The sequence below is a fragment of the Bradyrhizobium sp. Ses1 genome, assembly GCF_059512365.1.
The window spans coordinates 417,215-435,523 of sequence record NZ_JCAMOQ010000002.1; the positions used below are offsets into that span (position 1 = coordinate 417,215).

Below are 18,309 nucleotides of genomic sequence, written 5' to 3' on the forward strand. Positions count from 1 at the left end.
AAATTCTGAACGCCCGTGGGGCACGAGCGACAACTTATAATCTGTTCGGACGTCGCGCCGACTCAAATGACCTTTTTGTTAGTTTTTTCACGATCGGGTGACAGTTGGCAGATGCGGGTGGTTGATCCTGCTTTGGTGGGGGCGCATTACGGCTCGAACCTGGGACCCGCTGATTAAGAGTCTGCGGCTTGGTCATTTGACCAAGCCGCTCCATGACACCCGACACTATTTCTTCAGTGGCGCATAGAACGTTCCATCGACCTCGGCGATGTCATCCTGATCGAGCTTTCGAACCTCGAGAACAGTACGTGGCGGATAGGGTCCTTTACCCCAAAGATCTTCCTGCACCTTATTCACCACAGGACGTAAACGCACGACATCAGATACATAGATGGTCAAGCGTACCGCATCTCTTAGTGACGCACCTTCGGCAGCGGCGACCTGCTGCATATTGACGAACATCTGGCGGATACGTGCCTCCTCGCCATCAACGAGCTTGTTGGTGGCAGGATCGATACCGCGCATGCCGCCGACAAACACAAAATCGCCAGCGCGTGCACCTGCGCTCCACGATCCGGTCGGCTTCACACCTCCGTTGACGGACGGGATGATCTTCACTCCGTCAGCACAAGCCGGACTTCCTATGAGAACACAAGCCAGAACGGTGGCGAGCAAGCGTGAATCAAAGTCATATATATCCTCCAGGTGAAAAAAGAAAACTTGGCTTTCGCGCCTCAGCGAATGACTGCATCGATCAATTTTCCAACCACGGACCTCGTCGTCGCTGCCAGAATGGCGCGTCGATAAAGCGGTGCTCGGAGGCATACATCGCCGTTTGTGCAGCAAGGTGCGATGCGATGCCTTGCAGGAACTGCTGCTGATACCGAACCGCTTTCGTCCCGTCGTTTTGCGTAATAAATCCGACAACGCTTTCGGCTGCCTGAATTCCGCTCCACAGGGCGGTAGCAAGTCCGTTCGCGCCTACCACCATCCTATCGCCACAGCCTCAACAAGCGTAACCGAGATGGCCTCAACGTCCTCATCAAGCGTGAAGACGCTGTAGCAGGCCACGAGCTTGTCGAGGCGACGGAGCGTCACTGCCGGACCTGCGGTCACAGCGGAGCGGCCTGAACAATCGACCAACAGCCGCGTATTCACCGATGATCCGTCAGCAAGCTCAACGGCGATTCCGGTTTCAGATCTCGAGAACTGCCGGGCTTCACAAAAAACGCGACTTACGCCATCGACTTCAAGTGTTTCCGCCATCCGAGCCTCAAGCCGATAACGATCGATGTGCCAGCCCGACATTTCTTCCTGGTGGAACAGACCACGACGCAGCGCTTTATTACCCCACACGGAATAGCTGCCTTGACTGACTAATGCCGTCTCTGCATCAAGCAGGCCATGCCATCCAAGTGTTTCCAGATGGGGGCCTGCGCGAAACGACAGCGTTTCGCCGTATCGATGAGCGCTGAGATCGAAGCAACCGCTACGCTGGACATCACGAACCCGCACATGAAATGGAGCGGCTATCGCACTGGTCCAAAGCCGACGATCCGCGTCGAGCCTTACAGGACCAGCGAGATCGTCGATCATCCACTCGAAGATGGCGACGGTCGATCGCGAAGCGTTCCTTTAAAGAGAACCTCTGGCGGAGCATCACCAGAGGTCTTGGAGATTTACGTGAATAGAAAAGTGCCTCCTTCTCGCTGGTCAAGACTTATAGGCGTCGCCGCCGACGCTAGAAGTTGCGCCGTGCCTGGAAATGAAGTGACACGGTATTCTGCCCGGCGAAGGTGTATGGTTGCGGTATTGGTGCTGCGGGAGCAAAGACAGAACTGCCCGTCATCGACGTATTGACGTGGGCCCACAACACTTCACTCGAGAACGTCAGGTTCTTCACTGGCGTCCAGCGCGCGAAACCAAACGGGGGCAACTGCAACCGGGCTTTGGGCCCTTAAGCGCCGCATGAATATTGGGCTAAGGCCAGAGCTACTCGGCAGCTTTATTTGGCATAACGGAAAAATCCTTCGACCTCTGGCCGTCTACGGCTTCCGCAAATCCTTCGGCGGCCAAGCCCCGTTTGAGCAACTCTCGGATTGCGGCGGCCCTACTCGGCATCCGCTTTGCGAATCGCCACGTATCGATGATCCGCAGTTCCGCTCCCGTCAGCATAATTTGGAGCCGCTCGGCCCTGTTGAGCTCACCCATCTGACTTTCCCCGTCAGCCGCGTACTCCTTCAACCCATGAAGCCTAAAATAAGTTCCTAGCTAATTCTACTCACTTAATGCCGAGCGGGGATTAAACAGTCATAGCTACAAAGACTTTCTTTGAAAAAATAACATATTGAACTTACTACAGTTTTGTTGATTTCCAACGTCCTCAGGCGCACGCTATCGTTTGGAGGACGAGAAAGATGTCAATTCTGATTCAACATGAGTTTGTCGGGCTGGCTGAGGCCGATCACCGGATAGGCAACAACTTAGCTAGCTTGAGCGGGGTTATTCGCCTTCAGCGCAACACTATCTCAAAGGGCGGCAAGACCTTTACGACTCCGCAAGTCTGCATGTTGCTCGATGACATCAGTGCGCGCATTGAGGTCATGGCGAAACTCCACAAATGCTTGGCTGTGACCATAAACAGCAACGGAGTAAGACTCGGCGATTTCTTGCGAGAAATTTCCGAAACGATCAGCACGCTTGGCTCGGAAGGAAGAATGGACCTAACGGTCGAAAACGCTTGCGACGGCGACATCGACCCGCGTCATGCGCTTCATGTCGGACTGATCACCGCAGAGCTCCTGACAAATGCCAGCAAGTATGCGCATCCGTCGGGTCTAGTGGTTAAGGTCAATGTACGCTGCGAAACGAGAAACGATGGCTCATTGATCGTAGAAGTGACGGACGACGGGGTCGGTTTCCCGGAGAATTTCGATCCGTCCACCGATGGAGGACTTGGATTTAAGCTAATGCGATCTTTAGCAAACGGGCTCAATGCGGAACTTCAATTTGAACACGACAGCCTTGGTGTTCGTGCGCGGCTGGTAAAGCCGAAGCAAATGCAATGCCAGCCCAAAAACTGATCGAGCGACTGCAAGCTTCGATCGGTTTGTCCGAGCACGACCGAAGCAAGCTAGTGAACATGCCGGAGACGGTGAAGACGTTCGCTGATGGCGAGTATGTCTTGCGCGAAGGCAAAAGAGCATTCCACTGTGCAGTCGTGATGAACGGATTTCTTGTTGGTCAAAAGATTGTGGGGACTCGAAACCAGATACTGTCAGTTTACGTGCCGGGCGATATGCCCGACTTACATACGTTGCATCTATCGCGCATGGACCATGACCTATGTAGTGCCGGCCAATCTACGATTGCCTTTGTACAGCACGATTTTCTCAGCGACCTGCTGATGAATTCTCCCACGCTGACGCATGCTTTCTGGCGTGAGACATTGGTCGATGCCGCAGTCTGCCGCGAATGGGTCGCCAACTTGGGATCGCGCGACGCGTTATCCAGAGTGGCGCATGTTTTCTGCGAGCTTGCGACCCGGCTCGAAGTCGTAGGGCTTTTGCAGGAGGATCAGTTTCGTCTTCCGTTCACTCAGCAGAATCTCGCTGATATTTGCGGCCTTTCGACTGTGCACATCAACCGCACCATACAGGAGCTTAGGCGTGGCGGCTTGATCGAATGGAAAGGCCGCGTCGTGACCCTGTGCCGGCGCAAGGAGCTTGAGCTCGTGGCCGAGTTCCTGCCGGACTACCTTCACCTGTCGGAGGCCAAACAACCTGAGAGTCGCATGCGACATGCGCATTCTAAGACGGGGCCAAAGCGGGCAATGCTCTGATCGAGCAGAACGTTCTGCATATCGCGGATAGCGAGGATCGGAAGTATAAGCGCGCCCTTTTCCGCATGCATAAAGGAAAGCCCCGTAAATGAACGGGGCTTCCTCGGTTCTCATTGCTTGTCGGTGGCTCCAGGCTTCGAGCCGCCGCTCTGGGAAGAGCCAGTGCCACTCAATGACGTAGGCCCGCCGGAAGTACCGTTTGCTCCGCCGGGCCCGGTGGACGAGCCTGCGGTGCCCGTTCCTTGTGAGCTGCCCGTGGTGCGGCCAGCGGAGCCAGCCGTACCGCCCGTTCCAGAAGACGAGCCGGCGGATGCACCAGCGGAGCCGCCACCCGCACCCCCACCACCGCCTCCGCCTCCCTGAGCGAACGCAATCGACGTTGAAAGCGCGAAAGCGGCAGCCAAACCAATTGTAGCCAACTTCATGTCGATGTCCTTTCCAGTTGATGTCCTTTCCAGTTAGAGGCGCGTCAACTGCTTGCGCATGACAGCGTTCCTAAGCGCAGCGGTCGCTAATGGTACCGCCGGCCGTTCCCCAAGATCAGATGAACGGTTTGCCGCCTGTGACTGCGATGGTGGTGCCGGAGGTGTAGCTCGACAGGGGATCGGCCAGCATTACATAGGCGGTAGCGAGTTCAGCCGGCTGCCCTGCCCGCTGCATCGGCACCTGCTTGCCGAAGTTCTTCACCGCCTCTTCCGGCATGGTGGATGGGATCAGGGGAGTCCAAATCGGACCGGGAGCAACCGCGTTCACGCGGATGCCCTTTTCAGCGAGCATCTGCGCCAGTCCGCCAGTGAAATTCTGAATTGCTCCCTTGGTCGTCGCATAGGCCAACAGCATGGGATTCGGCATGTCAGAATTCACCGACGCCGTGTTGATGATTGCACTGCCGGCCTTCATGAGCGGCACCGCTGCCTTCGCGAGATAGAACATCGCGTGAATATTCACTTCAAAGGTGAGCCGCCACTCCTCGTCACTGATATCGCCAATATCGTTGAACGTCGCCTGGTGCGCGGCGTTGTTGACGAGGATATCGACGCCGCCGAGTTCGCTTGCCGCGCGGCTGACCACTTGCCTGCAGTGCTCCGCATTTCGGAGATCGCCTTCGACAAGGACCGCCTTGCGCCCCTCCTTCTCGATGAGTTGTTTTACTTCTTGAGCGTCTTCCTTCTCGTTGAGATAAGCGATCAGGATATCTGCCCCCTCGCGCGCGAACGCGATGGCTACCGCGCGACCAATACCGCTGTCGCCGCCGGTTACGATGGCCTTCTTTCCCTGCAACCGGCCTGACCCTTTGTAGGTGGCCTCGCCGTGGTCCGGAGGAGGCTTCATAGCCTGCGTGGACCCCGGCATGGATTGCTTCTGGATGGGATATGGCGGCTTTGGATAGTCGATCATGTGTATCTCCGGTCGAGGCGTGCTTGGTTCCTGAATCCAACCAGGACGATCTGTGGCGCGCTAAACTGTGGCCGCGAAATTCCGCCTTACGCGTCGCTACGATTTCGCCGTGCCCGGCTCGGCCATCTTGCGATGTTGCCGCGCCAGCACGCCAGCGGGCAGCACGTTGGCAACGGCCGATTGGATCTTGTTCTTGATGCCTGTGACGATGTCGCCCTTGCCGCTCATCATCGCCTCGAAGCCGGCCTTCGCGACTCCAGCCGCATCGTCCTTCTTGGCTGTGCCGACGCTGGTATCCATCATATCGGCGCGGCGGAAGAACTCGGTTTCGGTCGCACCCGGCATCAGGCAGGTCACGGTGACGCCGGTGCCGCGCAGCTCCTCGCGCAGCGCAAATGAGAATGAATCCAGAAATGCCTTACTGCCATTGTACACCGCCTGGAAACTGCCCGGCATGAAACCCGCGATCGAGCCGGTGATCAGGATGCATCCAGCGTTGCTGCGGCGCATATCATTGCCAACGCGGTGGATGAGATAGACGGTCCCGGTGATGTTAGTATCGATCACCCGTCTGACCCGGTTGAAATCCTGATCGAGGAACGCATGGCCGAGCCCGACGCCGGCATTCGCAAGCAAGGCATCGACCCGACGCCCCTTGGTCGCTGCATAGAGCCGGTCGACGCCCTCTGTGGTCGACAGATCGGCGTCGACCGCATCCACCTTTCCACCATGGCCGCGAAGCTCTTCGGCCGCGGTCTCGATGGCGGGCTCGTCAGCCGCGATCAGGAGATCGAAGCCTGCGCGGGCGCAGCACCTGGCAAGTTCCAGACCGATGCCGGTGGAAGCGCCGGTGACGACGGCAAATTGTCCCTGAGACATGTGAACTTCCTCAACTTGTGCGTTTGCCAATCAACCACCATCGCGAACCGCCGTTCCTATTACCTCCGCAGTGCGCTCAGCCGGCTCAGCAAAAAACTGAAAGGCAGCTAGCAACCATCGTCGGTGATCCGACTTTGGAATTTCGTTCGGATACCGGAGGCAAGGCATGAGAGCGCTGGTCTGGCACGGCAAGGAAGATATTCGTTGCGACACCGTCACCGATCCCGAGATCGAGGATCCGCGCGATGCCATCGTCAAGGTCACGAGCTGCGCGATCTGCGGCTCCGATCTTCACCTGTTTCACAACTTCATCCCGGGCATGCTGCCGGGCGACATCATGGGACACGAAATGATGGGCGAAGTCGTGGAGGTCGGCCACGGTATGGATGGAAAGCTGAAGAAGGGCGACCGGATCGTGGTGCCCTTCACTATCGTTTGCGGACAGTGCGAGCAGTGCAGACGCGGCAATTTCTCGGTATGCGAGACCACCAACCGCAAGCGGCATCTGGCCAACAAGGTATTCGGTCACACGACTGCCGGCCTGTTCGGCTACACTCATCTGACCGGCGGCTATCCCGGCGGCCAGGCCGAGTATCTGCGCGTTCCCTTCGCCGACACCACGCACATCAAGATCCCCGACGCCGTTTCCGACGAGCAGGCACTTTTTCTGGGCGATATCTTCCCCACCGGCTGGCAGGCCGCCGCTCAATGCCACATCGAACCTACCGATACGGTGGCGATCTGGGGATGCGGCCCGGTCGGTCAGATGGCGATCCGCAGCGCGCTTCTACTCGGCGCGAACCAGGTGATCGCAATCGATTGCGTCCCCGAGCGGCTGAGCATGGCGGAAGCAGGCGGCGCGACCACCATCAATTTCGAATCCGAAAGCGTGGCCGAGCGCCTCAACGAACTCACCGACGGCAAAGGTCCGGAGAAATGCATCGACGCGACCGGCATGGAAGCGCATGTGATGGCCTCGCAGCCGGATACGCTGCTCGACCGCGCCAAGCAGATGCTGATGCTGGAGAGCGACCGCCCGCACGTGCTGCGCGAAATGATCTATGTCTGCCGGCCCTGCGGGGTGATTTCGATTCCGGGCGTCTACAGCGGTCTTTCCGACCACGTGCCGATGGGCGCCCTGATGAACAAGGGACTAACGGTCCGGTCCGGCCAGACTCACGTCAACCGCTGGACCGACGACCTGCTGCGGCGGATCGAGGAAGGTCAGGTCGATCCGTCCTTCGTGATCACCCACACCGTCGATTTGGCGCAAGGGCCCGAGATGTACAAGGTATTCCGCGACAAGCGGGACAGCTGCGTCAAGGTCGTGCTGAAGCCCTGAATATAGCGAGGCGAGAACATGTATTACGTTGCCAACATCATGCGATCCAAGGGTGACCCGAAGATCGTGCGCAGCGGCCCGAGCTCGATCGAGCCGGCCGACCGCCTCGCGCGAAGGCTTGGCTGGTTCAGCATCGGTCTTGGTGCGATGGAAGTGCTCGCGTCGCGGCGGATCACGCGCGCATTGGGGATGCGGGGAAGCGAAGGCCTCGTCCGCGCCTACGGCTTCCGCGAGCTGTTCAGCGGCGTCATGTCGCTTTCCGTGGACAAGCGTGCCGGCATGTGGAGCCGCGTTGCCGGCGACGGGTTGGACGCCGCTACACTGCTGTCCGGGTTCAGATATGACAACCCGAAGAAGCACAATGTCGCGCTCGCGCTCCTGATGGTCGGAGGGATCGCCTTCCTCGATTACAAGGCTGTTCAGCAGACGGTGGCGCGCTCACCGAGGCGTGGCGGGGGACGGCGCCTCTATGCCGACCGGAGTGGCTTCCCGAAGGGGTTAGAGGCCGCACGAAGTTCCGCGAAGAACCTCTTTGGCCGGGCAGCCGTCCGAGCGTCGTAGATGAAATGGGCGTGACGCCTTGCGGCAACACCCGGACGCGAACGGCACGCAGAACGAAATCGCACTGGCTCGCGGCGGCCGAACTTGGCTCGTTCATGGCGCTTCCGCCTTCATGTATCCGCTGTTTGCTTGGCTGCGCTGGCCGCCGGGCGAAGCCCCCGAGAGCGACGCTCGGTTCGGCAAAGTATGGCTGAGCGCATCACTGGCGATCGTCATCGTGCTCGCCGGCATAACACTATTGTCCAGCCTCGGCCGCGAGCTGCCTTGGATCGGCCGCGACAAGGTGTCGGATCAAACCTACATCCGCCACATGACCGCCCATCACGCACAGGGCATCGAGCTGGCCCGCTTGGGCATCAAGCGCGCCCAGGACCCAGATCTGCGGTCGCTTGCCATGCTGATGGTCGCGAGCCAAACCGGCGAGAACAGGATTTTCGACAATTGGTGGCGAAGCTGGTTCGACACGGCCATGCCGGGCTGCTCGGCCGAGGAGCGCTCCGAAATGCCGGGCTACCTCACCTCCGTGCAGATGCAGCAGGTCAGCGCCGCTTCACCGGACCAGTTCGATGCACTGTTCGTTGAAATGATGACCCTGCATCACAAGGGCGCGGTGAAGATGGCCGATCAGCAATGGCGCAGCGACGGCGACCCGCGCCTGCGCATCATGGCGCATGCGATCCGCCACGAGCAGCAAGGCGAGATCGCGCTGATGCAGGGCGCAGCCGGCGTCGCGGCCGTCACTGCAGCGTTTCGAAACATGTTCGCCGACAACGTGAACTAGAGCATTTTCTGTTCTGACTGAATCAGAACCGAAGCTCTAGATTCTAGTTTGACGCGTTTTCTTCACGCGAACCGATGTCCACTTCACTCGAAAACGCTCTAGCGTAAGGCTCCGGCTTGCGGCGCGACGGCTTGATGACCTTGTCAGTGTTGCGGTCGGTATCGTCGAGCGGCGGGCCGTCATCGGGCCTTGGCGGCATATGGTGGCCGCCCTGCTTCTCCTGGATGCGCTTCTGCTCCTCTTTGTCGGACATGATCACCCTCCTCACGCCGCACGCACATCGGCCCTGACCCGCACTGGAATCGACTTCGCCGCCGGCGTCTTGGCCTTCTTCTCGTGATGCCAAAGCGGCAATAGCGGATTGCATTCGGGATAGTAGCCCGCAATACACCCTTCCGGGATGTTGTAGGCGACAACCCGAAGCCCGCCGACCTCCCGCTTGACGCCGTCGTTCGCGGCCGTGGCGAGCGTGACAACGCTTCCCTCCTTCAACGCAAAGCGATCGATGTCGTTGGGATGCATCAGCACGACATAGCGCGATCCGTGGATACCGCGGAAGCGGTCGTCGTAGTTATAGATGGTGGTGTTGAACTGGCCGTTGCTGCGCAGCGTGATGAGCTGGACGATGTCGCGATCCTCAGGCCGCATGTCGATATCGGTTGCAAGCGAATCCGGCGTGATGAAGTTCGCCTTGCCGGTCTTCGTGTTCCATCGGCGCTCGCGAGCGCCGAGCGGGCGATGGAAGCCGCCGGGTTTCCAGAGCCGCGCGTTGAAATCGTGGAAGATGTCGGGATAGGTCGCCGCGATCGCATCGCGGATCCGGCTATAGTCCGCCACCCATGCATCCCATGGAATGGTCGAGCGTGTGGGTGCCGCAGCCTTCGCCAATTCGGCGATGATTCTTGGCTCGGACAGCAAGTCGGAGCTCGCCGGCCTCACCTGCCCCCAGGAGCCATGCATGCAGCCGGTGGAATCCTCCATCGAGACCGCCTGCCGCCCACTCTCCTGCTCGTCGATCTCGATGCGGCCGAGGCATGGCAGGATGTAGGATATCTCGCCATGCACCAGCGCCGTGCGGTTGAGCTTGGTCAGGATGTTCACCGTCAGGCGCAGCCTGCGCCAGGCAGGCTCGACCCGTCGGTGGTCGGGAACGGAACGAACCAGGTTGCCGCCGAGCAGCACCACAGCGCGCACAGAACCATCGATGATCTTCTCGCAAGCTTCGACTGTCGTCGCACCTTTCTGTGCGGGCACATTGATGCCGAACAATTCCCTGATCTTGTCCTTCGGCACCATGTCCGGCTTCTCGGTGATCCCGACGGTGCGCTGCCCCTGGACGTTGGAATGCCCGCGTACCGGGCAGATGCCGGCGCCAGGACGTCCGATATTGCCGCGCATCAGCGCGAGGTTGACCATGGTCTGGACAGTTTCAACGCCCCGTTCGTGCTGGGTCAGGCCCATGCCGTAGATGAACATCACTGATTTGGCATGCACGTAGACTGTGGCGGCAGCTTCCAGTGCATTGCGTGTCAAGCCAGAGCGGCGCTCGATCTCTACCCACTCGCAATCCTTCACGGCGGCGGCGAATTCGTCCCAGCCATGCGTATGCTCGCGGATGAAATTCCAATCAATGACCGGATCGGAAGGGCCGGCCTTCTCGTCGAGCGCCAGCAGCACCTTGGCAATGCCGATGATTGCCGCTGTGTCGCCGCCGGTCTTGACTTGATGATATTGCGAGGTGATGCGGGTTGGCGATCCCATCAGCATTTCGCCGGGCGCCTGAGGGTTGACGAACTCCTCCAGACCCCGTTCTCGCAGCGGATTGAACGTCACGATCGGCACGCCACGACGCGACGCCTCCTGCAGCTCGTGCAGCATCCGCGGGCTGGAGGTGCCGACATTCTGTCCGAAGAAGAAAATGCAGTCGGTCTTGCTGAAGTCGTCAAGCGTACAGGTGCCGACCGGTACACCAATGCTCTCCGGCAATGCCACCGACGTCGTCTCGTGACACATGTTGGAACTATCGGGCAGGTTGTTGGTGCCGTAGGCACGCGCGAACAGCCCGTACATGAAGGACGCCTCCAGTGAGGCTCGGCCGGAGGTGTAGAACACCACGCTATCGGGCTGCAGCGCCTTCAGTTCGCGGCCAATCTCGCGGAACGCCTCCTCCCAGCCGACCGGCACATATTTGTCGCGCGCAGCATCCCAGCGCATCGGGTGGGTCAAGCGGCCGGCAGCCTCGAGGTGGTGATCGTCCCAGGCCTCGAGCTCAGCGAGCGGCTTGTCGGCGAAGAATTCCGGTGTCACGCGTTTGTGCGTGATCTCCCACGTGGTCGCCTTGGCGCCGTTCTCGCAGAACTCGAACACGCGCGGATCGGCCGGCTTCGCCCAGGCACAACTGACACACATGAAGCCGTCGGGTTTGTTCTGGCGGAGCAGAACGCGCGGGCCCGTGAACGGCACGTGATCGCGCGCGAGACTCCGAGCAAGGGATCGTACCGACCCCCATCCGCCAGATGGGTGCTCATACGGCTCGACTTCGAGGTCTGCGCTCAGTTTGCGTTTGGTGGACATGGCTGTTCCTTGGCAGAAGCTTGTCTCGCGAATTTTCCCATTCAAGCTCCATCGGCGAGGTTCGTTCCTAACCTCTTCACTCCCTTGGCATTTCCCGGCGTCGTTTACAGGAACTTTGCTCCACGACATCGATTACGAGTCCGAGGTTTCCTGTATTCTCAGCAGATTGAACCATGCGGATGGCCACGCTCCTGATCGGCATCGCGATAGCTGTGGCCGGATGTCAACGGGAGGAACGACAACTCCGGCTCGATCCACCGGTCGCGGAGGCGCTCGACAAAGTAGCGCTGATGCCGAACGGCATCAGCGGTGCGCCACCCAATGTATATTTTGCGCTGGAGAAACCTTACGAGGCCAATGCCTACAATCTCAGCCAGGGCAAGCGGCTTTATTCATGGTTCGGCTGCAAGGCCTGCCACCGCAATGGCGAAGGCGGCATCGGCCCGGGCTTCCTCGACGGCTGGTGGTACTACGGCCCCGAGATGGTCTCGATCTTTGCCTCGATCCGCGATGGCCGGCCACACGGCATGCCGGCCTATCGCGACAAGATGACCACCGATCAGATCTGGCAGCTCGCGGGCTACGTGCAGACGATCGGCTCTTATGCCGGCAAGACTGCCGCCCCGAGCCGCAACGACGAGAAGCATACGCGGCCTGCGGAAAACCGCGCGCCGGCGAAAATCCTGTTCGACCCGGGACCGACGCCGCTCCATCCGGATCAAGGGCCGACGCCGTGATACGACACGCGACCAGGCTTGTATGTGTCGTTACACCTGCGCTCCTGCTGGCCGGCTGCAGTGGCTGGCAGTCGGCGCTGGATGCGCATGGCGCACCAGCGATGAGCCTGAAGCAATTGATCATCTTGGTCGTAGCGGTGTGCTCCGTGGTCTGGATGCTGGTGATGATCGTGCTGATCATCACCTTGTCGCGCAATCGCCCGGAACGTCCGTTGCCGATCGCACCGCAGCCTTCGACGCAGCGGCGCATGACAATCACCATCGTCGCCGCGGTCGCGGCCACGACCGTCGTCATCAGCGGATTCACCGTCATGAGTTTCTTTGCGACGCGCGCGCTGGGCGTTACCGCCAACGACGAGTTGACGATCAAGGTGCGCGGCCTGCAGTGGTGGTGGAGCGTCGAATATTTTGGCGCGAGCCCGGAGGAACGGTTCGAAACCGCCAATGAGATTCACATTCCCGTCGGTCGCAACGTACGTCTCCGGCTCGAGGGGCTCGACGTCATCCACTCCTTCTGGGTGCCTAGCCTAGCCGGCAAGCAGGACCTTGTCCCGGGCCGCGCCAACGAGCTGCTCATTCGCGCCGAAAACCCTGGCATCTATCGCGGGCAGTGCGCGGAATTCTGCGGAATGCAGCATGCGCACATGGCGTTCCTGGTCATTGCGGAAGGCGAGGCTGAATTCGACAGGTGGACAAGCGCACAGCGGCAGCCGGCCATCCAGCCATCCGAAGAAGAGCTCGCTGCAGGCCAGCACGCGTTTCTCGCGAAGCCATGTGCAGCTTGCCACACGGTTCGCGGCACGGCGGCATCGGGCACGACCGGTCCCGACCTGACCCATATCGGCGGCCGCAAATACATCGCTGCTGGCCTGTTCGAGACAACACGCGGATCGCTCGCGGCGTGGATCGCCGACCCGCAAACGATCAAGCCAGGCAATAATATGCCCACGGTGCCGCTCACGCCCGAGGAGCTGCGCGCGGTGTCGGCCTATCTGGCGAGCCTGAAATGAAGGCGAACATAAGCGGACCGGATACGCGCGACACCGATCTCGAGCGAAGCCAGCTGAAGGCCGAGCTCGCGGAAACCTGGAAGACGCCTTGCGGATTGTGGGGTGCGCTTGCAACGGTCGACCACAAGATCATCGGCCGACGCTACATCCTGACGGCCTTCGTGTTTCTCGCGCTTGGGGGCATTCTCGCCGCGCTGATGCGGATCCAGCTCGCACAGCCGGAAGCGCGCTTGATGGGGCCAGACCGCTATAACCAGATCTTCACGATGCACGGTGCGAACATGATGTTCCTGTTTGCTGTGCCCGTGATGGAAGCGATGGCGGTGTATCTGGTGCCGCTGATGGTCGGCACGCGCAACATCGCCTTTCCTCGGCTGAATGCGTTCTCCTACTGGATCTATCTCGCCGGAGGTGCGCTGCTCTGGCTCTCCTTTGCGCTCGACATGGCTCCCGACGTCGGCTGGTTCGCCTATGTGCCACTCTCCGGCCCGCAATACGGCGCCGGCAAGCGTGCCGACATCTGGGCACAGATGATCACGTTCACCGAGCTCTCGGCGCTAGCCGTGGCCGTCGAGCTCGTCGTGACGATCTTCAAGCAGCGCGCGCCGGGCATGACGCTCGACCGCATTCCCGTGTTCGTCTGGGCAATGCTGGTAACCGCGTTCCTTGTCATCATGGCGATGCCGGCGATCATGGTCGCGAGCACCAGCCTGATTCTCGACCGGCTCGTCGGCACGCACTTCTACAATCCCGCTGAAGGCGGTGACGTGCTGTTGTGGCAGCATCTGTTCTGGTTCTTCGGCCACCCCGAGGTTTACATCATCTTCCTGCCGGCGGCCGGCATGGTCTCCACGATGATCGAGCCGTTCGCCCGTCGTCCGGCATTCGGTTATCTCGCGTTGGTGATGGCCCTGATCGCAACCGGCATCCTGTCGTTCGGGCTATGGGTACACCACATGTTCGTCGCTGGATTGCCGAGGCTGGGCAACAGCTTCTTCACAGCTTCCAGCATGGCCATCGCGATCCCGGCCGGCATCCAGATCTTTTGCTGGCTCGGGACATTGTGGGATGGCAAGCCCCTGTTCGCGACGCCGTTGCTGTTCATCATCGGATTCATCGTCACCTTCGTCATCGGCGGACTGACCGGCGTGATGGTGGCCTCCGTGCCCTTCGACACCCAGGTCCACGACACTTATTTCGTCGTGGCGCATTTCCATTATGTGCTGATCGGCGGCGCCGTCTTCCCGCTGCTCGGCGCCGTCCACTATTGGTTTCCCAAGATCACGGGACGGATGATGAGCGAGACACTCGGGAAATGGTCGTTCTGGCTGATCTTCATCGGATTCAACCTCACGTTCTTTCCCATGCATATCCTTGGCCTGCAGGGCATGCCGCGCCGGATCTATACCTACCAGCCGGACATGCCATGGCATGGCATGAACCTGTTTGCCAGCCTGAGCGCAATTATCCTGGTCGCCGGTTTCCTGCTTTTCTTTCTCAATGCCATTGGCAGCGCCCGCTCCGGGGCGGCAGCTCGCGACAATCCGTGGGACGCGCCGACGCTGGAATGGGCGACGGCTTCGCCGCCGCCGAGCTACAATTTTGCGCGCATACCGGCCGTGAGCAGCTCCCATCCGCTCTGGGATCGCAGCGACATCCTTGCCGTCGCGAGCGGCTTGCGCACCGATCGGCGCGAACTGGTCGTCACCTCGCTGGTCACCGCCGAGCCGCAGGCGCGTGAGGCTTCGCCGCGGAATTCGATCTGGCCATTGTGGGCGGCGATCGCAACGACGGTGATGCTGATCTGGTCGATCTTCTCACCTTGGGCGGTGGTCTGGGGTTCGATCCCGATCGCGATCACCCTCATCGGCTGGTTCTGGCCGAAGGGCACGCCGGAGGACGAGTCATGAAGGAGAGAGTTACACTCGACCTCTCAAAGCTCCCCCTGCACGGCATGGGCAGCGCCAGTGTCACTTGGTGGGGCACGCTCGCCTTCATGCTGATCGAGGGCACCGGCTTTGGGCTCGTCCTCGCGGTCTATCTCTATCTCATGAGCCTGGCTGCGACCTGGCCGATCGATGCGCCGAAGCCCGACCTGCTGCCGGGCACGCTGGTGACGCTGATCCTGCTGGCAAGCCTCGTCCCGAACGTCTTGATGTCACGCTTGGCGGAGCAACAGGACCTCCGCAAGATCAGGATCGGAATGGTTGTGATGTCGCTCTTCGGCGTTGCGCCGCTGATCGTGCGTATCTTCGAATTTCCCGCACTTGGGATTAGCTGGGATACCAACGCCTATGGCTCGATCGTCTGGACGCTGCTGGGCCTGCACACGACCCACATCGTGACCGATCTCGTCGATACGCTAGTGCTCGCCGCGTTGATGTTCACCCGCCACGGCAACAATGCAAGGCGGTTCGGCGACGTCCAGGACAACGCGATGTATTGGAACTTTGTCGTCGCCACCTGGCTTCCGATCTACGGCTGCATCTACTGGATCCCGCGGCTATGAGCACGTCAAGGATTGTATCCCATCTTCTGCTCTGGGCCGGCCTCTGGCTCGCGCCGCTCGTCTGGGCCGTGAACATGCAACTCGGACAAATCCTGCCCTATGCTGACTGCCGCTCGCAACTGCATGCGTCCGCCATTGCCTCGTTCATAGGTTCCATGATCGCTGCCCTTGCGGGGCTTGCCTCATGGCGATCAGCGAGACCAGCATCTGCGCAGACTGCGGCATCCGACGAGACGGCTTCCTTTGTCGGCGTGCTCAGCAGCCTTGCCGCGCTTGTCTTCACTTTTGCCCTGCTTATGCAGGGCATTGCTTCGACGGTGCTGACCGGATGCGAAAGATAGCCTCTTCCCTGCTCATATTGCTGTTGGCAACCCCGGCGGATGCCCATGGCGTCGAGCAGTCTCTCGACGGCGCGAGCTGGACCTTCGACTGTTGGATCATTGTCCCTCTTCTCGCATTCGGCGGAATGTACGCCATTGGTGCGCTTACGCTGTCGCAGCGGCGAGGATGGAACGGCGGCGCCCGGAACTGGCGCGATATCGCCTGCCTCGTCGGCTGGCTTTCCCTTGCTGCCGCCCTGATTTCTCCGCTGCACTGGCTCGGCGAACGTCTTTTCACGTTTCACATGGTGGAGCACGAGATCATCATGGCCGTGGCGGCACCGCTGATTGCCATCGCCCGGCCGGTTGGGACATTGTTGTGGTCGCTGCCGCGACGGACACGTCTGAATATGGGTCGCCTGATGCGGCATCCAGTCACCCGTACGACATGGAACTGGCTGAGCGCTGGACGCAACGCCACCTTGCTGCATGGCGTTGCGATCTGGGCATGGCATGCCCCGGTGCTGTTCGACGCCGCGGTCGACAACCTGCTGCTGCATCGACTACAGCATCTCAGCTTCTTTGTGACGGCGGTGTTGTTCTGGTGGTCAGTATTTCGCCGCAGCGAGACAGGCGCGGCGGCCTGGCACGTGTTCGTTACCATGCTGCACACTAGCTTGCTCGGCGCGCTGATGGCGCTGGCACCGCGCGTGCTCTATCAGCAGCAGACGGCCGCGTCCGCGGCTTGGGGCCTGACGCCGCTGGAGGATCAGCAACTCGCCGGGATTATCATGTGGGTGCCGGCAGGCACGATCTACGCTGGCGCCGCGCTGGCGCTGATCGCGATCTGGATCAAGGGAGCGGGAAAGACTGCAGGACAAGCCGATGTCGTCGCTCCCTAGACCTCGCGTGTGGGTACTCGTACTTACAGCAATCTGCGTCGCTGCAGCTATCGCGGCGCAGCTTGCGTGGAACTCCCAACATCAGACGGAGAGGGTTGCCCGTGCGATGACCGGTGGCGATCCTTCGCACGCGCCGGAGATCATGCGCCGTTACGGCTGCACGGGATGCCACACGATCCCGGGTGTTGCCGGCGCCGACGGCCAAGTCGGCACGCCGCTCGCAGGTCTGCGCGGCCGTGTTTACATTGCCGGCGTCGCGGCGAACTCGCCCGACAACCTGGTTCGGTGGATCGTGGCGCCGCAGGCCTTTTCGCCGCGCACGGCAATGCCGGCCACCGGAATCACCGAGGTTGAGGCGCGCGACGTCGCCGCCTATCTCTACGCCCGGTAACATGAGGAATAGAGTCAGGGGGTCGGCGTCGGCCGTGGCGGCAGCGATTTGATGTAGAACGCGATCGCCTCGCGATCGTTCTCGGGCAACATCGCTGTGTTGGTGACGACATCGGCCATCGACGACCCGACGCGGCCATGGTCAGGCGTTTTCCCGGTTCGGAGCATCTCGATCAGATCCTGTTCCGGCCAATGGTCGAGGCCCTCTGGCGTGATGTTCGGGTAATAACCCGCTCCCTCCGGATCCTGACCGCCGGCATAGCGTGTCTTTGTCTTGATGCCGCCGAACATGTCGCGCGAGGAGTGGCACTCGGCACAATGTGCGAGTGCTTCCACGAGATATCGGCCCCGATTCCATTTCTCGTCGCGAGCAGGATCAGGCGCGAGCGGACCGGGCCTGAAATAAAGAATTTTCCAGAATCCGATGAAGCGGCGAACGCTAAACAGCGAGACCAGATCGTGCGGAGGCGGCCGCCCTTTGACCGCCGGCAACGTCCGCAGATACGCCATCAGGTCCGCGACATCTTGCGGGTGCATATGCGTAAAGCTGGTATAGGGAAATACTGGATAATAGTGCGTTCCGCCCGGGGAAACGCCGTTGAGCAGCGCGTTAGCCAAGTCCTTCGTTTGCCAATCGCCGATGCCGTCCACCGGATCCATTGAGATGTTGGGCGCACGAAACGTCCCATAGGGCGAGGCGAGAGCGAGTCCTCCGCCCAGGTGCAGTCGATCAGCCTGACCCGGTGATGCGTGGCACGAGGCGCAATCGCCTGCAGCAAAAACCATCTTACCGCGGACGGCATCCCCAGCTTTATCCTGAAAACGGGCAAGGTCCGGGGAAGCGAAACGCTGTGGCGCGGTGATCAACCAGGCACCAACAGCGAGAACCGCTGCGGTCGCAATTCCTGCGCTAAACCATATGCGCGCGCGCATCTAACCCTTACATGATTGTCTTCCCGGCTGCACTAACGCGCCCGATTTCCTCGCCGTTCCCTGGCCTCTCGATCTGCCACTATGGCGGCACCGAAGCGATAGCCCGTGTAGGGGGTAAATTGGATGTAGGGG

20 protein-coding genes are annotated in these 18,309 nt (G+C 60.4%); 11 read left to right on the forward strand and 9 right to left on the reverse strand.

Going from position 1 to position 18,309, the window contains the following annotated elements:
• Positions 1-225 precede the first annotated feature (225 nt).
• The 4 genes from AC5ZG5_RS04745 to AC5ZG5_RS04760 form a co-directional block, all read right to left on the reverse strand.
• Positions 226-618 carry a RidA family protein gene (locus AC5ZG5_RS04745; protein ID WP_456641216.1) on the reverse strand — a complete coding sequence of 131 codons (393 nt, stop codon included), beginning with the start codon at positions 616-618 and terminating at the stop codon, positions 226-228.
• Between the two features lie 136 nt (positions 619-754).
• Positions 755-991 carry a hypothetical protein gene (locus AC5ZG5_RS04750; protein WP_456641217.1) on the reverse strand — a complete coding sequence of 79 codons (237 nt, stop codon included), beginning with the start codon at positions 989-991 and terminating at the stop codon, positions 755-757.
• Complete coding sequence (locus AC5ZG5_RS04755; RefSeq protein ID WP_456641218.1) at positions 982-1,596, reverse strand: NAD(P)/FAD-dependent oxidoreductase; 615 nt, start codon at positions 1,594-1,596, stop codon at positions 982-984. Before AC5ZG5_RS04755 ends, AC5ZG5_RS04750 begins: the two co-directional genes overlap by 10 nt.
• 396 nt (positions 1,597-1,992) lie before the next feature.
• On the reverse strand, positions 1,993-2,211 hold the full coding sequence (locus AC5ZG5_RS04760; protein ID WP_456641219.1) for a hypothetical protein: 219 nt from the start codon (positions 2,209-2,211) through the stop codon (positions 1,993-1,995).
• Between the two features lie 206 nt (positions 2,212-2,417).
• On the opposite strand from AC5ZG5_RS04760, the gene AC5ZG5_RS04765 reads away from it, so the two are divergent.
• Together AC5ZG5_RS04765 and AC5ZG5_RS04770 are read left to right on the forward strand one after the other, a co-directional pair.
• On the forward strand, positions 2,418-3,083 hold the full coding sequence (locus AC5ZG5_RS04765; protein ID WP_456641220.1) for a sensor histidine kinase: 666 nt from the start codon (positions 2,418-2,420) through the stop codon (positions 3,081-3,083).
• The gene (locus AC5ZG5_RS04770) at positions 3,065-3,841 is read left to right on the forward strand and encodes a Crp/Fnr family transcriptional regulator (RefSeq protein WP_456641221.1); all 777 of its coding nucleotides are present in this window, start codon (positions 3,065-3,067) and stop codon (positions 3,839-3,841) included. The genes AC5ZG5_RS04765 and AC5ZG5_RS04770 overlap by 19 nt, the downstream gene beginning before the upstream one ends.
• Positions 3,842-4,381: 540 nt before the next feature.
• Here AC5ZG5_RS04770 and AC5ZG5_RS04775 read toward each other — a convergent pair.
• The gene (locus AC5ZG5_RS04775; protein WP_130222697.1) at positions 4,382-5,239 is read right to left on the reverse strand and encodes an SDR family oxidoreductase; all 858 of its coding nucleotides are present in this window, start codon (positions 5,237-5,239) and stop codon (positions 4,382-4,384) included.
• Between the two features lie 96 nt (positions 5,240-5,335).
• The gene (locus AC5ZG5_RS04780) at positions 5,336-6,118 is read right to left on the reverse strand and encodes an SDR family NAD(P)-dependent oxidoreductase (RefSeq protein ID WP_456641222.1); all 783 of its coding nucleotides are present in this window, start codon (positions 6,116-6,118) and stop codon (positions 5,336-5,338) included.
• Positions 6,119-6,284: 166 nt separating this feature from the next.
• Between AC5ZG5_RS04780 and AC5ZG5_RS04785 the strand changes: the two genes are divergently transcribed.
• Genes AC5ZG5_RS04785 through AC5ZG5_RS04795 form a run of 3 tightly spaced genes read left to right on the forward strand, consistent with a single transcriptional unit; the run spans position 6,285 to position 8,802 of the window.
• Complete coding sequence (locus tag AC5ZG5_RS04785) at positions 6,285-7,460, forward strand: zinc-dependent alcohol dehydrogenase (protein WP_456641223.1); 1,176 nt, start codon at positions 6,285-6,287, stop codon at positions 7,458-7,460.
• 18 nt (positions 7,461-7,478) lie between these two features.
• The gene (locus AC5ZG5_RS04790) at positions 7,479-8,021 is read left to right on the forward strand and encodes a hypothetical protein (RefSeq protein ID WP_456641224.1); all 543 of its coding nucleotides are present in this window, start codon (positions 7,479-7,481) and stop codon (positions 8,019-8,021) included.
• A 19-nt stretch (positions 8,022-8,040) separates the two neighbouring features.
• Positions 8,041-8,802 (forward strand): DUF305 domain-containing protein, encoded by a 762-nt coding sequence (locus AC5ZG5_RS04795; protein ID WP_456641225.1) that lies wholly within the window; start codon positions 8,041-8,043, stop codon positions 8,800-8,802.
• A 43-nt stretch (positions 8,803-8,845) separates the two neighbouring features.
• Here AC5ZG5_RS04795 and AC5ZG5_RS04800 read toward each other — a convergent pair whose 3' ends face one another.
• Both AC5ZG5_RS04800 and AC5ZG5_RS04805 read right to left on the reverse strand, forming a co-directional pair.
• Positions 8,846-9,055, reverse strand: coding sequence for a hypothetical protein (locus AC5ZG5_RS04800; RefSeq protein ID WP_456641226.1), 210 nt, complete (start codon positions 9,053-9,055; stop codon positions 8,846-8,848).
• A gap of 11 nt (positions 9,056-9,066) precedes the next feature.
• Positions 9,067-11,376, reverse strand: a complete 2,310-nt coding sequence (locus AC5ZG5_RS04805; RefSeq protein ID WP_456641227.1) for an FdhF/YdeP family oxidoreductase — start codon at positions 11,374-11,376, stop codon at positions 9,067-9,069.
• 173 nt (positions 11,377-11,549) lie between these two features.
• Here AC5ZG5_RS04805 and AC5ZG5_RS04810 point away from each other — a divergent pair, with 173 nt between their 5' ends.
• The 6 genes from AC5ZG5_RS04810 (at position 11,550) to AC5ZG5_RS04835 (ending at position 17,245) form a co-directional block, all read left to right on the forward strand.
• A complete protein-coding gene (locus AC5ZG5_RS04810) occupies positions 11,550-12,113 on the forward strand; it encodes a c-type cytochrome (RefSeq protein ID WP_028161940.1) in 564 nt (187 codons plus the stop codon).
• Positions 12,110-13,123, forward strand: a complete 1,014-nt coding sequence (gene coxB / locus AC5ZG5_RS04815) for a cytochrome c oxidase subunit II (protein WP_456641228.1) — start codon at positions 12,110-12,112, stop codon at positions 13,121-13,123. Before AC5ZG5_RS04810 ends, coxB begins: the two co-directional genes overlap by 4 nt.
• A complete protein-coding gene (ctaD, locus tag AC5ZG5_RS04820; protein WP_456641229.1) occupies positions 13,120-15,033 on the forward strand; it encodes a cytochrome c oxidase subunit I in 1,914 nt (637 codons plus the stop codon). The genes coxB and ctaD overlap by 4 nt, the downstream gene beginning before the upstream one ends.
• A complete protein-coding gene (locus AC5ZG5_RS04825) occupies positions 15,030-15,632 on the forward strand; it encodes a cytochrome c oxidase subunit 3 (protein ID WP_456641230.1) in 603 nt (200 codons plus the stop codon). Before ctaD ends, AC5ZG5_RS04825 begins: the two co-directional genes overlap by 4 nt.
• Positions 15,633-15,960: 328 nt before the next feature.
• A complete protein-coding gene (locus AC5ZG5_RS04830; RefSeq protein WP_456641323.1) occupies positions 15,961-16,854 on the forward strand; it encodes a cytochrome c oxidase assembly protein in 894 nt (297 codons plus the stop codon).
• The gene (locus tag AC5ZG5_RS04835) at positions 16,838-17,245 is read left to right on the forward strand and encodes a c-type cytochrome (protein WP_456641231.1); all 408 of its coding nucleotides are present in this window, start codon (positions 16,838-16,840) and stop codon (positions 17,243-17,245) included. The genes AC5ZG5_RS04830 and AC5ZG5_RS04835 overlap by 17 nt, the downstream gene beginning before the upstream one ends.
• Positions 17,246-17,259: 14 nt before the next feature.
• Here the strand turns inward: AC5ZG5_RS04835 and AC5ZG5_RS04840 are convergent, their stop codons facing one another.
• Complete coding sequence (locus tag AC5ZG5_RS04840; protein WP_456641232.1) at positions 17,260-18,177, reverse strand: c-type cytochrome; 918 nt, start codon at positions 18,175-18,177, stop codon at positions 17,260-17,262.
• Between the last annotated feature and the right edge of the window lie 132 nt (positions 18,178-18,309).

Excerpts from the sequence above, each read along its gene's own strand:
- AC5ZG5_RS04750 (WP_456641217.1), bottom strand. The coding sequence starts at position 991 with ATGGTGGTAGGCGCGAACGGACTTGCTACCGCCCTGTGGAGCGGAATT.
- AC5ZG5_RS04755 (WP_456641218.1), bottom strand. The coding sequence starts at position 1,596 with ATGATCGACGATCTCGCTGGTCCTGTAAGGCTCGACGCGGATCGTCGG.
- AC5ZG5_RS04760 (WP_456641219.1), bottom strand. The coding sequence starts at position 2,211 with ATGGGTGAGCTCAACAGGGCCGAGCGGCTCCAAATTATGCTGACGGGA.
- AC5ZG5_RS04765 (WP_456641220.1), top strand. The coding sequence starts at position 2,418 with ATGTCAATTCTGATTCAACATGAGTTTGTCGGGCTGGCTGAGGCCGAT.
- AC5ZG5_RS04770 (WP_456641221.1), top strand. The coding sequence starts at position 3,065 with ATGCCAGCCCAAAAACTGATCGAGCGACTGCAAGCTTCGATCGGTTTG.
- AC5ZG5_RS04775 (WP_130222697.1), bottom strand. The coding sequence starts at position 5,239 with ATGATCGACTATCCAAAGCCGCCATATCCCATCCAGAAGCAATCCATG.
- AC5ZG5_RS04780 (WP_456641222.1), bottom strand. The coding sequence starts at position 6,118 with ATGTCTCAGGGACAATTTGCCGTCGTCACCGGCGCTTCCACCGGCATC.
- AC5ZG5_RS04785 (WP_456641223.1), top strand. The coding sequence starts at position 6,285 with ATGAGAGCGCTGGTCTGGCACGGCAAGGAAGATATTCGTTGCGACACC.
- AC5ZG5_RS04790 (WP_456641224.1), top strand. The coding sequence starts at position 7,479 with ATGTATTACGTTGCCAACATCATGCGATCCAAGGGTGACCCGAAGATC.
- AC5ZG5_RS04800 (WP_456641226.1), bottom strand. The coding sequence starts at position 9,055 with ATGTCCGACAAAGAGGAGCAGAAGCGCATCCAGGAGAAGCAGGGCGGC.
- AC5ZG5_RS04805 (WP_456641227.1), bottom strand. The coding sequence starts at position 11,376 with ATGTCCACCAAACGCAAACTGAGCGCAGACCTCGAAGTCGAGCCGTAT.
- AC5ZG5_RS04810 (WP_028161940.1), top strand. The coding sequence starts at position 11,550 with ATGCGGATGGCCACGCTCCTGATCGGCATCGCGATAGCTGTGGCCGGA.
- ctaD (WP_456641229.1), top strand. The coding sequence starts at position 13,120 with ATGAAGGCGAACATAAGCGGACCGGATACGCGCGACACCGATCTCGAG.
- AC5ZG5_RS04825 (WP_456641230.1), top strand. The coding sequence starts at position 15,030 with ATGAAGGAGAGAGTTACACTCGACCTCTCAAAGCTCCCCCTGCACGGC.
- AC5ZG5_RS04830 (WP_456641323.1), top strand. The coding sequence starts at position 15,961 with ATGCGAAAGATAGCCTCTTCCCTGCTCATATTGCTGTTGGCAACCCCG.
- AC5ZG5_RS04835 (WP_456641231.1), top strand. The coding sequence starts at position 16,838 with ATGTCGTCGCTCCCTAGACCTCGCGTGTGGGTACTCGTACTTACAGCA.
- AC5ZG5_RS04840 (WP_456641232.1), bottom strand. The coding sequence starts at position 18,177 with ATGCGCGCGCGCATATGGTTTAGCGCAGGAATTGCGACCGCAGCGGTT.